The organism is Paenibacillus sp. FSL P4-0184 (genome assembly GCF_038004625.1).
Lineage (GTDB): Bacteria > Bacillota > Bacilli > Paenibacillales > Paenibacillaceae > Paenibacillus_AQ.
Window position 1 is genome coordinate 2133145 of record NZ_JBBORN010000001.1, and the last position, 16179, is coordinate 2149323.

General features: G+C 42.4%; 17 protein-coding genes and 1 tRNA gene. 16 read left to right on the forward strand and 2 right to left on the reverse strand.

All coding sequences use genetic code 11. From position 1 onward, the window contains the following. Nucleotides 1–25 precede the first annotated feature (25 nt). From mnmG to MKY52_RS09215, 7 genes are all read left to right on the forward strand, one after another. Entirely contained in the window at nucleotides 26–1912 is a 1887-nt protein-coding gene (mnmG, locus tag MKY52_RS09185) for a tRNA uridine-5-carboxymethylaminomethyl(34) synthesis enzyme MnmG (protein ID WP_042193060.1), read from the forward strand. Between the two features lie 3 nt (nucleotides 1913–1915). Continuing rightward, nucleotides 1916–2641, forward strand: a complete 726-nt coding sequence (rsmG, locus tag MKY52_RS09190) for a 16S rRNA (guanine(527)-N(7))-methyltransferase RsmG (RefSeq protein WP_341050995.1) — start codon at nucleotides 1916–1918, stop codon at nucleotides 2639–2641. Nucleotides 2642–3051: 410 nt separating this feature from the next. Continuing rightward, nucleotides 3052–3867: a nucleoid occlusion protein gene (gene noc / locus MKY52_RS09195; protein ID WP_076285062.1), complete on the forward strand. Its 816-nt coding sequence runs from the start codon at nucleotides 3052–3054 to the stop codon at nucleotides 3865–3867. 209 nt (nucleotides 3868–4076) lie between these two features. Further along, nucleotides 4077–4838: a ParA family protein gene (locus tag MKY52_RS09200; protein ID WP_042131728.1), complete on the forward strand. Its 762-nt coding sequence runs from the start codon at nucleotides 4077–4079 to the stop codon at nucleotides 4836–4838. After that, nucleotides 4831–5673 (forward strand): ParB/RepB/Spo0J family partition protein, encoded by an 843-nt coding sequence (locus tag MKY52_RS09205; RefSeq protein ID WP_149644927.1) that lies wholly within the window; start codon nucleotides 4831–4833, stop codon nucleotides 5671–5673. The genes MKY52_RS09200 and MKY52_RS09205 overlap by 8 nt, the downstream gene beginning before the upstream one ends. A 110-nt stretch (nucleotides 5674–5783) precedes the next feature. After that, the gene (locus MKY52_RS09210) at nucleotides 5784–6944 is read left to right on the forward strand and encodes an aminotransferase class V-fold PLP-dependent enzyme (protein WP_341050997.1); all 1161 of its coding nucleotides are present in this window, start codon (nucleotides 5784–5786) and stop codon (nucleotides 6942–6944) included. A gap of 20 nt (nucleotides 6945–6964) precedes the next feature. Further along, nucleotides 6965–7465 (forward strand): DUF4446 family protein, encoded by a 501-nt coding sequence (locus MKY52_RS09215; RefSeq protein WP_341050999.1) that lies wholly within the window; start codon nucleotides 6965–6967, stop codon nucleotides 7463–7465. Here the strand turns inward: MKY52_RS09215 and yyaC are convergent. Continuing rightward, nucleotides 7440–8045, reverse strand: a complete 606-nt coding sequence (gene yyaC / locus MKY52_RS09220; protein WP_042131724.1) for a spore protease YyaC — start codon at nucleotides 8043–8045, stop codon at nucleotides 7440–7442. The genes MKY52_RS09215 and yyaC overlap by 26 nt on opposite strands. A 118-nt stretch (nucleotides 8046–8163) precedes the next feature. On the opposite strand from yyaC, the gene MKY52_RS09225 reads away from it, so the two are divergent. From MKY52_RS09225 to MKY52_RS09240, 4 genes are all read left to right on the forward strand, one after another. Continuing rightward, nucleotides 8164–8415: a DUF3343 domain-containing protein gene (locus tag MKY52_RS09225; RefSeq protein ID WP_042193047.1), complete on the forward strand. Its 252-nt coding sequence runs from the start codon at nucleotides 8164–8166 to the stop codon at nucleotides 8413–8415. Between the two features lie 15 nt (nucleotides 8416–8430). Then, nucleotides 8431–9459 (forward strand): mechanosensitive ion channel family protein, encoded by a 1029-nt coding sequence (locus tag MKY52_RS09230; RefSeq protein WP_341051000.1) that lies wholly within the window; start codon nucleotides 8431–8433, stop codon nucleotides 9457–9459. Further along, a complete protein-coding gene (locus MKY52_RS09235) occupies nucleotides 9459–9671 on the forward strand; it encodes a DUF951 domain-containing protein (protein ID WP_042193044.1) in 213 nt (70 codons plus the stop codon). Before MKY52_RS09230 ends, MKY52_RS09235 begins: the two co-directional genes overlap by 1 nt. 43 nt (nucleotides 9672–9714) lie before the next feature. After that, a tRNA-Ser gene (locus tag MKY52_RS09240) sits at nucleotides 9715–9805 on the forward strand. A gap of 381 nt (nucleotides 9806–10186) precedes the next feature. On the opposite strand, the gene MKY52_RS09245 is transcribed toward MKY52_RS09240, so the two are convergent. Further along, on the reverse strand, nucleotides 10187–10384 hold the full coding sequence (locus tag MKY52_RS09245) for a YjzC family protein (protein ID WP_042131720.1): 198 nt from the start codon (nucleotides 10382–10384) through the stop codon (nucleotides 10187–10189). A gap of 215 nt (nucleotides 10385–10599) precedes the next feature. Between MKY52_RS09245 and rpsF the strand changes: the two genes are divergently transcribed. The 5 genes from rpsF to opp4A all read left to right on the forward strand — a co-directional run bounded on the left by rpsF (nucleotide 10600) and on the right by opp4A (nucleotide 16159). Further along, entirely contained in the window at nucleotides 10600–10884 is a 285-nt protein-coding gene (rpsF, locus tag MKY52_RS09250; protein ID WP_036677776.1) for a 30S ribosomal protein S6, read from the forward strand. Between the two features lie 48 nt (nucleotides 10885–10932). Next, nucleotides 10933–11439: a single-stranded DNA-binding protein gene (gene ssb, locus MKY52_RS09255; protein ID WP_036677780.1), complete on the forward strand. Its 507-nt coding sequence runs from the start codon at nucleotides 10933–10935 to the stop codon at nucleotides 11437–11439. Nucleotides 11440–11460: 21 nt separating this feature from the next. Beyond that, nucleotides 11461–11733 carry a 30S ribosomal protein S18 gene (gene rpsR / locus MKY52_RS09260; protein ID WP_036651767.1) on the forward strand — a complete coding sequence of 91 codons (273 nt, stop codon included), beginning with the start codon at nucleotides 11461–11463 and terminating at the stop codon, nucleotides 11731–11733. Nucleotides 11734–12284: 551 nt separating this feature from the next. Further along, nucleotides 12285–14234: an endonuclease MutS2 gene (locus MKY52_RS09265; RefSeq protein ID WP_341051002.1), complete on the forward strand. Its 1950-nt coding sequence runs from the start codon at nucleotides 12285–12287 to the stop codon at nucleotides 14232–14234. Between the two features lie 194 nt (nucleotides 14235–14428). Then, on the forward strand, nucleotides 14429–16159 hold the full coding sequence (gene opp4A / locus MKY52_RS09270) for an oligopeptide ABC transporter substrate-binding protein (protein WP_341051004.1): 1731 nt from the start codon (nucleotides 14429–14431) through the stop codon (nucleotides 16157–16159). The last annotated feature ends 20 nt before the right edge of the window (nucleotides 16160–16179 follow it).

The window sequence follows — 16179 nt, forward strand, 5'->3', positions numbered from 1 at the left end:
ATATAACATTAGGGGGAAACAGGACATGAGTTATGATGGAGGCAACTATGACGTAATCGTCATTGGCGCCGGTCATGCCGGTTGCGAAGCAGCTCTAGCGTCAGCACGAATGGGCTGCAGCACGTTGATGATCACAATTAACCTGGATATGGTTGCATTCATGCCCTGCAATCCGTCCATAGGCGGACCTGCCAAAGGACATGTGGTGCGTGAGATTGATGCGCTAGGCGGAGAAATGGGCCGTAATATAGATAAGACTTTTATTCAGCTTCGTATGCTTAACACAGGGAAGGGACCTGCGGTGCATGCATTGCGTGCACAAGCAGATAAGTTCTTGTACCAACATACAATGAAGGAAACGATGGAGAAAACGCCTAATTTGACGCTTCGTCAAGGGATGGTTGAGCGTTTAATCGTTGAGGATGGACGTTGTGCGGGTGTAGTTACGAAGACAGGAACGGAATACCATAGTAAGACTGTTATCCTGACTACAGGTACTTACCTGCGTGGTAAAGTGATCATGGGTGAACTGACATATGAGAGTGGACCTAACAATCAGCAGCCATCAGTGAAGCTGTCTGAGAATTTGCGGGAGCTTGGTTTTGAATTGGTACGTTTTAAGACAGGTACACCACCACGTGTACATCGCGATACGATCGATTTCTCGAAGACAGAAATTCAACCCGGCGACGATGAGCCTAAATTCTTTTCGTTTGAAACGAAATCATCCAACAATGAACAGCTTCCTTGTTGGTTAACTTATACCTCTGAGGTTACTCATCAGATTATTAATGACAACCTTCATCGTGCGCCGATGTTCACGGGTATTATTGAAGGAACAGGTCCACGCTATTGCCCATCTATTGAAGATAAAGTAGTAAGATTTAGTGATAAATCTAAGCATCAGATCTTTTTAGAGCCAGAAGGAAAAAATACATCGGAATACTATGTACAAGGTCTGTCGACTAGTCTTCCTGAGGATGTACAGCTGGCGATTCTGCGTTCCATCCCTGGTATGGAAAAGGTAGAGATGATGCGTAACGGCTATGCTATTGAATATGATGCAATGGTTCCTACACAGCTATGGCCATCTCTTGAAACTAAACGTCTACCAGGTCTTTTCACTGCTGGACAAATCAATGGCACTTCCGGTTATGAAGAAGCAGCTGGACAAGGTGTAATGGCTGGAATTAATGCAGCGCGCAAAGTGCAAGACAAAGAACCCGTAATCTTAGATCGTTCACAGGGATACATTGGTGTACTCATTGATGATCTGGTGACTAAAGGCACTAATGAACCTTACCGTCTGCTTACTTCACGTGCAGAATATCGTTTGTTGCTTCGTCATGACAATGCAGATCTAAGACTTACACCTATCGGTTACGACATTGGTTTGATTACGCAGGAACGTTTCGATAACTTCACGGATAAAAAAGAACGGGTGGAGCGTGAAATTGTTCGTCTGCAAGAGACAAAGGTTAAACCTGTTGAGGTAAACCATGTACTAGCGCAATATGAATCGGCACCTATTGTAGACGGCAGTAATTTGCTTGTTTTGATGCGGCGTCCAGAGCTTGTATATAGCTTCGTAGATCAAGTCTCGCCATCACCGGAAATGCTGGATGCAGAAATGAAGGAGCAAGTGGAAATCCAAATCAAATATGCCGGATATATTGAAAAACAGCTCCAACATGTGGAGCGCTTGCAAAAGATGGAGAAGAAGAAAATTCCAGATGACATTAATTATAATGAAATCCATGGATTAGCGATGGAAGCGCGGCAGAAGCTGACTAAGATCCGTCCAATCTCTATCGGGCAGGCCTCTCGGATTGCGGGAGTCACACCTGCCGACATTTCTATTCTCCTCGTATATCTCGAGCATTACAACCGGGTAACCGCGGCGAAAGGATAATCTATGGATAATACGGAAGTTCAATTCACTCAGCTTTTACAAGAAAGAGGCATTACACTTACAGCAGAACAATTGGAGCAATTCGATCTTTACTATAAGGAACTCGTATCCTGGAATGAAAAAATGAATCTCACTGGAATAACAGAGCGTGAGCAGGTTTACACGAAACATTTTTATGATTCGATCTCTCTAGCCTTTTTCCTTAATATCAATGAGATAAACAATTTGGCAGATATCGGTTCGGGAGCCGGGTTTCCAGGCATTCCGCTTAAGATTTGTTTTCCACATTTGAAACTTACGATCATTGATTCATTAAGTAAAAGAATCTCTTTTCTGAAGCATGTCTGTACTACGTTGAAATTAACTGATGTGCAATTGATTCATGGTCGAGCGGAGGATATTGCCCGGCAATTCAAGCATCGTGACGCCTATGATTTGGTGACTGCGCGTGCAGTGGCAAGATTATCCTTGTTGAATGAGTTTTGTCTTCCTTTCACACGTAAGGATGGAGTTTTTGCTGCCATGAAGGGAAGCGATCCATCAGAAGAATTAAGTGAGGCGAAGTACAGCTTAAAAGAGCTTCGTGCTCAACTTGGTAAAGTAGAGTCGTTCAGCTTGCCTGTGGAAGAGTCGGCGCGACATATTGTCATTATTCATAAGACAGGTGCTACTCCTGCTAAGTACCCACGAAAAGCGGGAATTCCTGCCAAAACACCACTTATCAAATAATGTTTCACGTGAAACATTATAGATTGACAAATATATTTAAGGTCATCTTCTTTTTAGAGGATGACCTTTTTTGAGTGGAATTGCGATAATGATCTTAAATGAACGTTAATTAAAAGATAAACTAAATTGATATGTTTATTAAGCGGCTATCATTATGAAAATGCAGGAAAAATAGGTCTTTACGGAGAATATGATTATGTAGAGAAAAGTGATAGAATAGCATAGTAGACTTTTAATTTTGTATATAACTCCTTCTCTGTACTCTTGTTCGAAAGAAGGAGAGATTATGATGCCTGATAGCTGCAGGCTATTTCATAATATCAGAATGTTTTTTATTGCTGTACGATACGCTTTCCGAGAAGAAGGTCAAGAAGATCGTACTATAACGAAATTAGGTGGTTATGAACGGAATGAAAGAACAATTTACCAAGCTATTTGGATTTACCGAGCGGAGCAGCGGAGAAGAGATTAAACAAATACCAGTTCATGAGGTCATTAGCAGTCCTTACCAACCACGGACGATATTCGATGACGACAAGATCGATGAGTTGTGCCAGACGATTAAAACTCATGGGGTCATTCAACCCATAGTTGTACGCATGCGAGATTCCGTGTACGAGATCATTGCAGGTGAACGACGCTGGCGTGCGGTCAAAAAGCTTGGTTTAGAGACGATTCCAGCCATTGTTCGTGAATTCAATGATTCACAGGCCGCATCTATTGCGCTTATAGAAAACTTACAGCGTGAGGGCTTGACCTCTATTGAAGAAGCTGTTGCTTATCAAAAGTTAATTGATCTTCATCAATTGACACAAGAAAGCTTAGCACAACGACTAGGTAAAAGTCAGTCTACCATAGCTAATAAAATTCGCTTACTTAATTTACCTGAAGAGGTTAAGACGGCGTTAATGGAGCGTCAGATTTCTGAAAGACATGCACGTTCATTATTATCACTTGATAGTGTGGAGATGCAACTGAAAGTGTTGGCAGAAATCATTTCAAAAGGCTTAAATGTTAAACAAACAGAAGCTCGTATTGCTTTCTACAAACAAGTCTCACAAACTAAAAAATCAAAGCGGGTCTCCTATACCAAGGATGTTCGTCTAGCTCTTAATACAATTCGTCAATCTATTGATATGGTGTCAGGCTCAGGGATGGAAATCAAAACGTCAGAAAATGACCGTGGTGACCATTACGAGATTGTAATCCAAATCCCCAAAAGATAAATTGTTTCAAAAGCTAAAGGCGGCCTTGAGGTGATTGGCCGCCTTTGGTGTGGCTAGAATCGGGATGTGTTGGCCAGGCCTGTAATTTAAAGTTCCAGTATATAATAGTTGTCTATATTCTTCATAAAGTGTGACGCTATATCAGCGTCAGGAACATTTGTACTTGCGATCTACGAGAAGATTCTTCCTAACTATTCGAGGTGAAATAAGTGTCCAAGATTATTGCCATAGCAAATCAAAAAGGCGGTGTCGGTAAAACAACAACCTCCGTGAACCTAGGTGCCGGTATGGCTACATTAGGAAAAAGAGTGCTTCTAGTTGATATCGATCCTCAAGGTAACACTACTAGCGGCGTTGGCGTCAACAAGGCGGACGTGGCGAATTGTATATATGACATTCTTATAAATGAGGTAAATCCTCTAGAAACCATACTGGAAACTCAAAATGAAGGACTGCATATCATTCCAGCGACCATTCAATTAGCGGGTGCGGAAATCGAGTTAGTATCGACGATTTCCAGAGAGCTAAAGCTAAAAAAGGCGCTGAATGCGGTTAAAAACAATTATGATTATATTATCATCGATTGTCCTCCTTCACTTGGCATTTTAACAATCAATTCCCTTACTGCAGCGGATTCGGTAATCATCCCGATCCAGTGTGAATATTATGCGCTTGAGGGTCTGAGTCAGCTCTTAAACACCGTTCGTCTGGTGCAAAAAAATCTCAACCCGCATCTGAAGATAGAGGGAGTATTATTGACTATGCTTGATGCCCGGACCAATCTGGGAATTCAAGTGATAGAAGAGGTTAAAAAGTATTTCCAAGAAAAAGTATATAGAACGATTATCCCTCGGAATGTCCGGTTAAGTGAAGCGCCGTCACATGGGCAATCCATTATTACTTATGATCCTCGCTCTAAAGGAGCGGAAGTGTATTTAGAGTTGGCAAAGGAAGTGATTTCTTATGAGTAAACGATTAGGAAAAGGTCTGGATGCGCTAATTCCATCTTTATCAATTAATGAAGATGATAAGGTAGTTGAGATCCCTTTAGCTCAACTTCGGGCTAATCCATATCAACCGCGCAAAGATTTTAATGAAGAGGCCATTCAAGAACTAGCAGAATCTATCAGACAACATGGCGTGATTCAGCCGATCATTGTTCGTAGCGTATTGAAGGGGTATGAGATCATTGCCGGCGAACGCAGATTCCGTGCCTCTCAATATTGTGGCAAAGCTACAATTCCAGCAGTCGTTAGAAATCTTAGTGATCAGCAAGTCATGGAGATTGCATTAATCGAGAACTTGCAACGTGAGAACCTTAATGCAATGGAAATTGCAGTGGCTTACCAAGGCTTAATGGATCAGTTTTCACTCACGCAGGAAGAACTCTCGCTTAAGGTAGGAAAGTCCAGATCTCATATCGCTAACTTCCTGAGATTGCTTTCTTTACCTGAAGAAGTAAAAGAATATGTTTCACGTGGAACAATGTCAATGGGGCACGCGCGGGCAATTGTTGCTTTAAAGGATCCAGAAGTAATTAAACAACTGGCCGAACAATGCGTGGAACAACAGTGGAGTGTAAGAGAGCTAGAAGAAACAGTAAAGAACTTGGACCGAAAACCTACTAATGGAGTTAAAGTCAAAGTTATTAAACGTGATCCCTATATTGATAATGTAGAGGAAGTATTACGCGAACGTTTTAAAACAACGGTGAAAATAAAACAGGGTAAGGAAAAAGGGAAGATTGAACTGAATTACTACAGTGCTCAGGATTTAGAAAGATTGTTGGAATTATTGGGTAACTAAATGGGTATCTATGCCAAGAACATATCCTGAGATATCCTTAATCGGATAATTAGGGGTATGTTTTTTTGAATAAGTTGATTAAAAAAGGGTAATAGACGAGGAGCGAGGTTATGGAAGTCTTCGTATATCTGGATCATGCAGCTACTTCGTGGCCGAAACCACCAGAGGTTGCAGCTGCGATGATGAATGCTCTGCAGTCAGGAGCAAATGCTGGTAGAGGTAATTACTCGCTAGCGATAGGAAGCGGTCGAGTGTTAGTAAAGACGCGGAGTGTGCTGGCGGGATTGTTCGGTGTATCTAATGCGCAAGATATAGCTTTTACCCAAAATACTACGATGAGTTTGAATATGGCGATCAGAGGGACGCTTAAAGCGGGAGATCACGTGATTTCAACGATGACAGAACACAATTCTGTGAGACGGCCGCTGGAATACTTGCGTAAGACACTAGGGATAAAAGTTGATTATCTAAAAGTGGATCGTGAAGGGCAATTGGATTTAAAAGAACTCAAAAATGCTTTCCAGCCGAATACCAAAATGGTGATCTGCAATCACAGCTCTAATTTACTAGGAAGTATACTCCCTATCGGTGATATTGGTGATATCGTTAAATCGCATGGTGCTGTGTTTCTAGTGGATGCAGCTCAAAGTGCAGGCTCAATTGATATTGATGTTAAAAAAATGAATATCGACTTATTGGCATTTCCGGGGCATAAAGGGCTACTTGGACCACAAGGAACCGGTGGGCTTTATATATCACCTGAATTGGATCTTGAACCCTTAATGCATGGAGGAACGGGGAGTCAATCTGAAAACAGTGAACAGCCCTCTGTCCGTCCAGATCGGTATGAAGCGGGGACGCAAAATACGGTAGGGATTGCCGGTTTACTAGCAGGTGTTCAAAAGGTACAATCTTTAGGGATAAGCATTATTCATGAAAAAGAATGGACATTAACCCAAAGACTTATGGAGGGGTTGTCCCACATTCCAGGCATTAGACTATTAGGGCCCTCACTAGGGGCGCCAAGAACCGGTATTGTATCGTTTGTAGTAGATGGAGAAGAGTCGGCGAATATTGCTTACCGTCTAGATCGTGATTATAAAATTGCGGTCAGAGCGGGTATGCATTGTACCCCTTTGGCACATAAGGCGGTTGACACGCTAGAGAGTGGTGCTGTTCGGGCGAGTGTAGGTGTAGATACGACAGAGCATAATATAAGCAGAATGCTGGCTGCTATGGATGAGTTATATGGCAATGCCCGCAGCAGATGAATAAAAAGGATGGTCCATTCATGTCTGAATTAAATCAATTAATTAGTGAGCAGTTGCAGTGGTTTGTGTTTGGTTTTACAGTAATTATGTTGGTGCTGATAATCACTGTGATCGCCCAGGGGGCTAAGCTGCGTGCTTTGCGGCGTAAATATGAGGCCATGATGGCTGGAAGCGGTGTGGAGGATCTGGAAGGCCTTCTAATTGATCTGAAGAACCAAAGCGACATGCTGGAAGAAGAACAACGTGAGCAAAAAACCGTATTAGAAGCAACTCAAACTAGAATGCGTGGCATGAAGTCCAATATTGCGCTGAAGCGTTATAATGCCTTTGGTGAACGTGGCAATGATCTGAGTTTCTCAGTCGCTATACTGGATGACAACAGTAGTGGTATTGTATTAACCAGTCTTCATAATCGTGAGAATTCTTACATTTACTCTAAACCTATGCAGAATGGCGAATCACAATATGTCCTATCACCTGAAGAAAAAGAAGTAGTCACTCTCGCGTTGCAGCGGACCTAGCATGAAGATTCCATTGCTTTAAGGCAGAATATAGACTCGTAGCTATAATATCAGATAATCGCATAACTAAACTTAATCGCGTGTTCTGTAATACAAAATACTCCATAAAGCCGCCGACATTAACGATTCCCGTCAAATGGATATCACCTACCGGCGGCAATTGTTTATTTACGCCAGCACCTGGTCTCAAAGGCCCTTCAACGACTTGGATGCATCCCACACTAGTAGAGTGACCTAAACAAGCATCTATACCGATGATAAAGGGGTTACTATATCTTTCGTTGATTAGAGATAGAGTTTCCTCAAGGTTAACGGCATGGACAGGCTCCTCAAGAGTTCCATATAAATGAAACAGCGGACTATGAAAACGTGACAATGCAGTGCCAACAAGAGGGCCAAGAGAGTCTCCTGTGGATCGGTCCGTACCTACACAAATGACGACAATCTGTGTTTCCGGGCGTGTACGTGCAAAGTGAAACAGTAGTCGGTGGGTAATAGCAGAATAGATATCGGGATCGGTATGTGATATTTTTAAACAGGACGTTTCTTGCGCTGATGTAGCTTTGGATGAAAAATTCATACCATCTTCCTTTCTGAAGCTGATTCTATTTGATGGTATCTAGTATATGGATAGAAGAGGGGTTTTATACTACAGCGGCAAGAGATAGGACGATAAACCTATGGGAGGCGTAACGTATATGCAGGAAGAGATGTTGATCGCGTTTGACTCTACCCAGCAGGCGCTTCGTGCTGAAATGCTGCTTGAGTATGCGGAAATTGAAATTGATATATTTCCAACCCCGAAAGAGATCACGGCAGGATGCGCGATATCGATTCAGTTTTATCAAAGTGCACTGGAAGAGGTACAAAGGATAGTAACGGAACAGAATATCGAAATACGCGGTATCTACGGAAAACACAACGAGAACTACATACTGATTGAGAGGTAGGGAGGACTATACAATATGAATAGGTGGATATTAGAGGCTACTACTCCCGGTGATGCTGTAAAAGATGCCTTGCGTTTTAAAGATAAGGTGTGGAATTGGTTTACCGATGCTGATATGTGGGCCGATGTCTTATTCTCAGGACTACGAATTCTTATTATTTTTCTCTTAACTAGGGTTATTATTAAGATTGTTTCTAATATTATTGATCGTTCGCTTGAACGTAAAACGGGTGGCAGAATTCTGTCTAACACACGAAGGTTTACTACGGTAGGGGAATTGATGAAAAATGTAGTAACGGTTATCTGTAATTTTGTGATGATCATGCTCGTTCTTTCAGAGTTCCACTTCGATTTAGCACCCTTGTTGGCCGGAGCAGGTGTACTTGGTCTGGCAGTAGGTTTTGGAGCACAAAGTCTGGTGAAGGATGTTATTACAGGGTTCTTTATTATTTTGGAGGATCAATTTGCGGTTGGTGATGTAATTCAGACAGGTACTTATAAAGGGACTGTAGAATTAATCGGATTGCGAACAACAAGACTGTTAAGTGCAACCGGAGAAGTATTTATTATCCCTAATGGACTAATTACGAATGTGACGAACTATTCTCTTTCCAATGCATTGGCTGTAGTTGATGTTCCTGTTAAAATGGAGCGAAGCTTGGAAGCCACGTTAGGATTAATTGGCGAGGCGCTAAAAGGAATAGAAGAACGTAACTCCAATGTGCTTGCTTACCCTAACGTGCTCGGAATACAGTCCATGAGTACCTCGGAATATGTGATTCGTATAGCTGCCAGCTGTGCTCCTAATGCAAGAGATGCAGCGGAAAGACAAATTCAGAACGACATAAAGCAGGCATTAGAGAAACAGAGCATGCTGGAACTAGCTCAAGCTGAAGAAGAAGCACGTAAGAAAGCAGAGGCAGAGGCGAAGGCTGAAATAGATCTTGCGAAAACAGAACATGCACTAGAAGTTACAGGGTCGGCAAACACTGGATCAAGACGGCAAATTGCAGCTACACAAGAAGGAGAAGAGGGGGAAGAATAGTGGAACGTAAAGTTTTTCAGCTTGGGGATATAGTGCAAATGAAGAAGCAGCATCCTTGTGGATCTAATGAGATGGAAATCATTCGCATGGGGATGGATATCCGAATTAAATGTACAGGCTGTCAGCATAGTGTTCTGATTCCCCGTGCTAAATTCGAGAAGAATATGAAGAAGGTACTGCGCTCTGCGGAGGAAAATACAGACAATAATTAAGCTTGCAAATGGCATGTCTGCATGATACAATTATTTTTGCTGCGGAGAGGTACCCAAGAGGCCCAAGGGGGCTGACTCGAAATCAGTTAGGCGTGTCAAAGCGTGCGTGGGTTCGAATCCCACCCTCTCCGCCACTTCAGCATATATAACATTTAATGATTCCTTCGTTCCTGTAACGGAGGTTTTTTTGTGTCTATAATAGCCGATATACAGGATAATATATAACGCAAAAAGAAGGGCCCTTTCGGGTCCTTCTTCAGGAGGCAGTACATCAATGATGTTGGAATTTCTCTGTTTATAGCGACTAAAGTGATTTAGGCGTTGCTGAGGCTAATGCTTTTTTAAGGCAATAACCCACTACTCTTCCCAGCTTACAATAGATGCTGAATCAGATCTCCTGTGATTGTGTTCGTCTACGACGGCCAACGGAACCACACCTCTCTTTTGTACTGCCTGAGTATAGTATGTGTAATGTCGTTTTTTTTATACACATTTATTTTTTAAATATGCTTGAATTAATGTACCCGTGCTTTTTCAACCTTTTTCCACTTTCGATTTTTGTTGGTGGTCTCAGGGAAGGTGTCCCCTTTTTCCATTTTAATGTGCTGTGGATTCGAAATCTCAGTATGGAAGCTTCGCGCTTCGCCTACCTCTGTGTACATGCCTGGATTGGGGGCCTTGTCGCCTTCTTCATATTCCGTTTTCTCACCCATCATTATTCCTCCTTTTTTAGTGTAGATGAATTCGTAATTATTGTGCGCAGGTAGTGATTTTTTCATGTAAAAAGAGGGGGAGGAGTTGTCCTGTATTAATATTGCTTGCACTCTGCTGTTCATTTTGGTATATTAATCAGGTGCGAGTCTATGTTTGTGCTCGTTCCTTGCTCCTGACGTGATTAGGGGCCTCAGACCATAAGGAGGTGAAAATTATGCGCAAATATGAAGTGATGTACATTATTCGTCCTGACATTGAACAAGAAGCCGTTCAAGCAGCAGTCGATAAATTCCAAGGCATCATCTCCAATGGCGGGGAAATTACAAAGCACGAAGTGCAAGGTAAACGCCGTCTTGCGTATGAGATCAAGAAATTCCGTGATGGCGTTTATGTTTTGGTTAACTTCAATGCAGAACCTGCAGTAGTTACTGAATTAGAACGTCTTATGAAGATTTCTGACGAAGTTATTCGTTATCTCATTACGAACGACGTTGCTTAAGATCTTGACAAGCTTTGTAATGAATCGCTCTAAAGGAGGGGACCAGAATTGTTGAACCGTATCATTTTGATCGGACGGTTGACCCGTGACCCGGAACTTCGTTATACTCCCGCTGGTGTTGCCGTAACGCAATTTACGCTAGCCGTAGATCGTAACTTTACGGGCCAGAACGGTGAACGTGAGGCAGACTTCATCCCGGTTGTAACCTGGAGACAGCTAGCAGAAACCTGTGCCAATTACTTGCGCAAAGGTCGTCTGACAGCAGTGGAAGGACGCATCCAAGTGCGGAATTATGAGAATAACGAAGGCAAACGTGTATACGTAACTGAAGTTATTGCTGATAATGTTCGTTTCCTGGAATCTTCACAGAGCCGTGAAGGTGGAAATACTTCAAGTGGTGCAAGTAGTATGCCTGAAGAGCCAGCATATGGTGGCGGTGGTAACGCTGGACGCGGAAATAACAACAATAATTTCTCGCGTAACAACAATACTCAAGATCCTTTTTCGGGCGATGGTAAACCGATTGATATATCGGATGATGATTTGCCATTTTAATTAGGAAGGACTGAAAAGAATATGGCTTTTAAACCAAGAGAAGGCGCTGACAACGACAAAAGACCGGCACGTCGTGGTGGACGCAACAAGCGTAAAAAAGTTTGCTTTTTCACTGTGAACAAGATTACTCACATTGATTATAAAGATACCGAACTTCTTAAGAAGTTCATCAGCGAACGTGGAAAGATTTTGCCACGTCGTGTAACAGGTACAAGTGCAAAATACCAACGCGCTCTTACCATTGCTGTAAAACGCTCGCGTCAAATCGCGTTGCTTCCTTACACAACGGAATAGGACGTTTTATAAAAGCAGTCGGGAAACCGGCTGCTTTTTTTGTATGCAGAAAAGGAAGCATTAATAGTAGGGTAAGCATGAAATCGAATTATTTGGGCGTTGAATCGTTTGACGTTGGAACTTTATTATGTTAAATTACAGCTATCCTATAACTAAAGGGGAAATTTTGATGTCGGTGACCGTTCTTAACTAGCAATTTCATAACACTTGATTAGGAAGGCTTTAGCAGGCTCGTCATGAGGCGATTACGTGCTCTATTTGAGTTCGTATTACGCAGCAGTCTGTTGTTCCTTACGGGTGGATGATTTAGTTAAGAACACACGAAGCGTCAAATGGCCTCTTTACGGCTGTTGTTCTCTTTGTAATTAACCGTGCTCTTATTGCACGGTTTTTTTGTTTTTCGGTACCTGTTCTCATTTCGGGGCCTTAGGACGATAGAGGGCATCAGTATAAAAAAGAAGGGCAAGGACTGCCATAGTGGCATTCTTTGCCCTTCTTTGCGTTATGGAGAATTAGGTCCAAACCAATAGAGATTTGAAGGAGGATTTGCTGTGAATTTACAAAGTCTAAACACGCTGGAATACGAAATCATTAAAACAGAGCTTGGGCGCCACGCAGTATCTTATGTAGGAAAAAAAGCTGTAGAAGAGCTTATGCCAATGACCTATTTGCCGACGATTCAAAGAGCAATGGAGGAAACTTCTGAAGCTAAAGAACTGCTGGAACGAGGATCGAGTGTACCCATTCCTTCATTAGAAGGCATTGAGTTGATCATGTCATTAATGGGGACTGGATATTTGTACAGTGAGCAAGATTTCACTGCGGTTGCTACATTTCTTAAGAGCTGTAGTCAACTGCGCAAATATATGGCCTCTAAAGAACAGAGTGCTCCACGGATTGCTGCATATGCATCTTCGTTGATGGAGTTAAATCACGTGAGGGAGGCTATTGATCGTTGTATCCGTTTTGGTGCGATTGATGATGGAGCAAGCAAGGGGTTAGAGCGAGTTCGTAAACGGATTGTAGTGGCTAAAGAACGTCTTCATAAAAAAATCGACGGAATTATGTCACGCCATCAATCGATTTTGCAGGAGAATATTTATAGTCAGCGAGGTGGGCGTTACGTTATCCCCGTAAAACGGGAATATCATAAACAAATAAAAGGATCGGTGCTTGATCAATCCACAAGTGGACAGACGGTGTTTATTGAACCAGACGAGATCGCTGCTCTCCAAATTGAGCTTGATTTACTTTTGGGTGAAGAGGCGCGAGAAGAAGCCGTAATCCTCAGCATGCTGACTAGCTTGGTAGAACAGGAACAGGCTGCCCTGCATCTTAATATTGAGGCTACGGGCACGTATGATTTTATTTTTGCTAAAGCTAAATATGCACGAACACTGGGGGCATCTTCTGTTACGCTGAATGCGAAAGGCTTTCTAAAGATGAATGGAGGCAGGCATCCCATGCTGAAGGGGATGATTCCGATCAATCTGGAGGTTGGTAAGGGGTATAAATCCCTCATCATTACAGGCCCAAATACAGGTGGTAAAACTGTGGTCCTTAAGACACTAGGGCTGCTGACGATCATGGCTCAATCGGGGCTGTTGATTCCGGTCGATGAGGGTAGCGAATTCACTATTTTTACGGATGTAATCAGTGTAATTGGCGACGGACAAAGTCTGGCACAATCACTCAGCACATTCTCGGCGCAAATGAAGAGTATTGAGGGAATGTTGAGAGATGCATCTAAGGGGGTGCTGCTGCTCATTGACGAGCTGGCGGCTGGTACGGATCCAGGGGAAGGCATTGCGCTCTCTATCGCGATTCTGGAAGAGCTGAGCCGTAAAGGGGCGAATATTATTGTTACTACACATTTTAATGAGCTAAAAGCCTTTGCAGCCGCAACGACGGGCTTTCAAAATGCGCGAATGGAATTTGATAAAGAAACGCTACAGCCGTTGTATCGATTGACGATTGGAGAAGCGGGGGAAAGTTACGCTCTGCAGATCGCTAAAAAGCTGGGGATACAGGATAACGTTATTAAGAGATCATGGGAAATCGTAGAGGCGCAGCAACAAAGGCTACAGAAAGGCAGTGGAGAGGCATGGGGAAATCTTTTCAGCAAAGATGGAGAACAGGAATATGCTGCACTTCCAGTAGAGGAACATGGCAATGCAGAAGAAGAGGCTGCTCCATCTGACCGCAGCAAGGAGAAGCTGATTCAATTTGAAATTGGAGATGCAGTTGTGGTAACGTCACTCGGCCGGACAGGGATCGTATATGAGAAGAGAGATCATTTAGGAATGGTTGGGGTGATGATCCAGAAGCAAAAAATGAAAATTAACCATAAGCGGTTGAAGCCCTATCTTTCAAAAGAAGAGCTATACCCGGAGGAATATGACTTTGATATTATTTTTGAGAGTAAGGATACACGTAAAAAGCGCAAGTTGATGCAGCGTAAACATGTTGAGGGTTTAACGATTACGCACAGAGATGAATAATAGATTCAATGAAGATCTGTCCACGAGACAGGTCTTTTTTTATAGATATAACGAAATAAGTGAATTTCAAGCAGGAGTAAAGGCCTAGGGCTTAGAAGTTATTGTAACCACCATAAAACTTTGTTACAGTAAAAATATTTATGTTCCATAACTTAAATGTAGATATACGTTCAACTAGAGAAGGGAAGAAACACATGAATAATAAGAAAATATGCAGGTTGTTGTTAACGCTGCTCGTGATGGCAACTCTATTGTCAGCATGTAGTAGAACAACTTCTAGCAGTAATCCATTATCTTCGCGCCATAATATAGTAGACGATAAGCCACAAGCTGGTGGAGTAGTTACCTACGGATTCTCCTCACCATTTACGGGTTTGTTTGAGCCTGCTTTTTATGAAGGTGAAGATGATTTTCATGTGCTGGAGTTTATTACTGAGCCGATGTTTCAGGTAAATGATGAACTAGTGACGGTTCCTAATATTGCCTCTTGGCAGGAATCTGATGATCATAAAGTATTTACCTTTAAAATTAAACCGGGAATCCGTTGGCATAACGGTGATGAATTAACGGTAGAGGATTGGAAATTCGCAATTGAAACTATTGCTAGTCCAGATTATACGGGCTCGCATTATTATAGTGTTGAAATGATTCAGGGTGCAGAGGCCTATCATGAGGGAGAAGCGAAGGGCATATCCGGATTGAAGGTTATAGATCCTTATACTTTGAAAATAACTGTAACTGCTGCACGGGTAAACACCATCGATAGTCTGTGGCCCTATCCGATGAATAAAAAATACTATACTGGAATTGCTGTTAAAGATATGCCTGAAAGTGACCAGATGCGAAAATCTCCTATAGGTATTGGCCCTTTTGAGGTTGAACATATTCAGCCTGGCCAGAGGGTAGAAATGAAACGTTTTGATCAATATTACAAGGGCAAAGCGCTATTGGATGGGATAGTGTATAAGGCATTTGACGATAAGGAAGTGGCTGAACGCTTTCAAACAGGAGAGATTGACATAGAGTCAGCCCCTCGGGATGCTTATGATGATCTAAAAGAACTGGATAATATTAACATCCTGCAAACTGCTGAGCTAGGCTATGAATATATAGGTTTTAAATTCGGGCATTGGGATACGGAAACCGAGACCATCGTAATGGATAATCCTAAATTTGAAGACAAAAGATTACGGCAAGCTATGTATTATGCTTTAGATCGTGAAGGGATCATCAAAGCATATTCCCACGGTCTAGCTGAGCCTGTAGAGACTCCTATATCTAGCACTAGCTGGGCGAAGATCCCTGATACTGAGATTAATGCTTATCTGTATAATCCTACAAAGGCCAAGGAACTGCTGGATGCTGCTGGGTTCTTGGATCTAGATGGTGACGGATTACGGGAAGACCCAAAGGGCCAGAAGCTGATGATCCATTTTGATTCTATGCTAGGCAGTCAAACAGCAGAGCTACGTACTAATGCCATTTTAAGAAATTGGCGTGATGTTGGACTCGATGTACAGCTAAACGGTGGAGCATTAAAGGAATTTCATGCTTTCTACGACGCAGTGGAAGCCGATGATCCGTCTATCGAACTATTTTACGGAGTATGGGGGCTAGCCAGTGATCCCGATCCAACAGGTCTATGGAGAGAAAATGATCTATGGAACTATCCCCGTTGGTCTTCCGAGCGGAATGAAGAGCTGATTCGTGAAGGCGTAAGTATGAAGGCATACGATATGGACTATCGTAAAGAAATATACTATGAGTGGCAGAAGCTGGTTAATGAAGAGGTACCTATGATCTTTTTTGCCGAACGAAAAGCGATAGTTCCAGTAAATAAGCGCCTACAGGGCGTTCGTGTGAATTCTATGAGTACGATTATAGATCCTTATAAATGGTGGATTAAGGAAGAGGACGAAAAATAAAATAATAATTTTTTGTGAAA

Coding starts and splice junctions, on each gene's coding strand:
- mnmG (WP_042193060.1), top strand. CDS start 26: ATGAGTTATGATGGAGGCAACTATGACGTAATCGTCATTGGCGCCGGT.
- MKY52_RS09205 (WP_149644927.1), top strand. CDS start 4,831: ATGAGTAAACGATTAGGAAAAGGTCTGGATGCGCTAATTCCATCTTTA.
- MKY52_RS09245 (WP_042131720.1), bottom strand. CDS start 10,384: ATGGGTGAGAAAACGGAATATGAAGAAGGCGACAAGGCCCCCAATCCA.
- MKY52_RS09225 (WP_042193047.1), top strand. CDS start 8,164: ATGCAGGAAGAGATGTTGATCGCGTTTGACTCTACCCAGCAGGCGCTT.
- noc (WP_076285062.1), top strand. CDS start 3,052: ATGAAAGAACAATTTACCAAGCTATTTGGATTTACCGAGCGGAGCAGC.
- MKY52_RS09230 (WP_341051000.1), top strand. CDS start 8,431: ATGAATAGGTGGATATTAGAGGCTACTACTCCCGGTGATGCTGTAAAA.
- yyaC (WP_042131724.1), bottom strand. CDS start 8,045: ATGAATTTTTCATCCAAAGCTACATCAGCGCAAGAAACGTCCTGTTTA.
- MKY52_RS09210 (WP_341050997.1), top strand. CDS start 5,784: ATGGAAGTCTTCGTATATCTGGATCATGCAGCTACTTCGTGGCCGAAA.
- rpsF (WP_036677776.1), top strand. CDS start 10,600: ATGCGCAAATATGAAGTGATGTACATTATTCGTCCTGACATTGAACAA.
- rsmG (WP_341050995.1), top strand. CDS start 1,916: ATGGATAATACGGAAGTTCAATTCACTCAGCTTTTACAAGAAAGAGGC.
- rpsR (WP_036651767.1), top strand. CDS start 11,461: ATGGCTTTTAAACCAAGAGAAGGCGCTGACAACGACAAAAGACCGGCA.
- MKY52_RS09215 (WP_341050999.1), top strand. CDS start 6,965: ATGTCTGAATTAAATCAATTAATTAGTGAGCAGTTGCAGTGGTTTGTG.
- opp4A (WP_341051004.1), top strand. CDS start 14,429: ATGAATAATAAGAAAATATGCAGGTTGTTGTTAACGCTGCTCGTGATG.